Genomic DNA, 1827 nt, shown 5'->3' on the forward strand with positions numbered 1-1827 from the left:
TGTACAAAGCGTTAAATGATGAAGTTCTATTTAAAGGGAAGAGTTATAAGAAGGATGAACTGAAGTTTGATGAAGATATTTTTCATGAGTTGCAAGTCGCCCTTACAATGGGGGGAGAGTTTGCAAATGATACAAAGAAAGTATATAAAGTACCAAGTGGAATGACAGAAAGTAACCAATCAAAGCGAGACCATTATATATATGTAACTGTTACTGGAAATAAAACGAAAATTTTAGCTGAACCAAAACGAGAATCACAAATTTTATATGAAGTATCTAATGAAATGGTAAAAGCTTGGATTCCAGAAAAAGTGCAAAATGATGAATATATGAAAATATCGACATTTAACGGTAATACTGGGTATGTACAAAAAGAGTATGTTTTAACGGATATTAAATATTCATTTGTGTTCGAAAAGGATCATGAAGGTATGTGGAAAATAATAAATATAGATTCTATATGGTAAAAGAGGAAGGTTTACTTTAATGAACCTTCCTCTTTGTTTTTATTTTCTTATTGAAGTGTATGCCAGAACTCTAAAACTTCTGCTGTAACGAGAGCGGCAATGTTTTTTTCTGAATTACTACCAGGAATAACGACAGAAATGGCGATTTGTGGATTTTCGGTAGGAGCATATGAAATGAAAAGAGAATGATTTATCATTCTTTCTTGCTCATTCGGAGAACCTGTACTACCCGTTTTACCTGCAACATGAAAGGGTAAATTTTTAATCTCCTCTATATTCTGACTCATTCCACCTTGCAAGACACTCCAAAATTCCATAGGATAACGATTTGAACTTTCTAAAATGGGTTTAAACTTTTTTGTTTCCTTACCGTCCTGACCAATAATCACACTTACAATTTGAGGTTTATATTTGTCGCCTTTACTTGCCAAAGTTGCTGCATATTGAGCGAGTTGAAGGGGGGTATGCACTTCATTTTCTCCCCAAGAGGCATTTAATAAAGCGGAGATTCCCTTTTCAAACGTATTAGATGGATGGAATTCATATTGCCCGTATTCTTCAAAGGGTAAATCAATCCCGGTTTTAGAACGTAGGCCGAATTGCATTAAATAATCTGTCCATATATGTGCCACCTTTTCTATATTCCCATTATTTTGGTTGAATAAGGGCAGAGCTACTTTTGCTGTCATAAATGTGTTAGATGAATTAATAATAGCCTGCCTTGGTGTAATCTCACCTGTTGGCGTTCCAGGTGCATTCGAAATGTTATTTTGATTATCATACTGAAAGGTACCCTTATCTAAATAAGTATCTTCAGGTTGAAAAAGCTTTTCGCTTAATCCAATTAAAATAGTAAGCGGCTTTATAGTAGAGGACATATTTACATAAGATTCACCATACTTTAATTTTTGAATTGTTTTATTTTGCGAAAGTGATTTAAAGTTTTCATTTTTAGATGATACGTGTGTATTTGGATTAAATACTGCCGAGTTGGCCATAGTTAAAATTGCGCCAGTTTTTACATCGCTCACTACAACATAACCAGCTTTAGCATCAGGTATTTTCTTAATTTGAGATCTTAATGCTTCCTCTGTTTTTTGCTGCAATTTAGAGTCTAAGGCTAGCCGGACATCTTTTCCTTTTTGTACGTTTTGAATGTTCCAGAAGAACTTTTTATTACCAATCTTAAAAATAAGAGTTTTTCCTGGTTTTCCTTTTAAATCATTTTCATATTGCAGCTCAATCCCACTTTTTCCAACAAGCATATGCTTTGAATTAAGGTCATTTTCTACATACCCAATTACTTGTGAACCAATTTCGTGTTTAGGATAATATCGAATCCATTCATCTTTAATTACTA

At 33.6% G+C, this 1827-nt stretch carries 1 protein-coding gene and 1 pseudogene; one reads left to right on the top strand and one right to left on the bottom strand.

The genetic code is table 11. The annotated features are described in order from the left end of the window. Window positions 1-467 (top strand): annotated as a pseudogene (locus tag BUA87_RS03915) (SH3 domain-containing protein); the annotation flags it as partial. 47 nt (window positions 468-514) lie between these two features. Here BUA87_RS03915 and BUA87_RS03920 read toward each other — a convergent pair. After that, the coding region (locus BUA87_RS03920; RefSeq protein WP_072938478.1) for a peptidoglycan D,D-transpeptidase FtsI family protein at window positions 515-1827 on the bottom strand (1313 nt) is incomplete at its 5' end.

The organism is Bacillus sp. bc15, assembly GCF_900142585.1.
Classification (GTDB): Bacteria; Bacillota; Bacilli; order Bacillales; family Bacillaceae_G; genus Bacillus_A; species Bacillus_A cereus.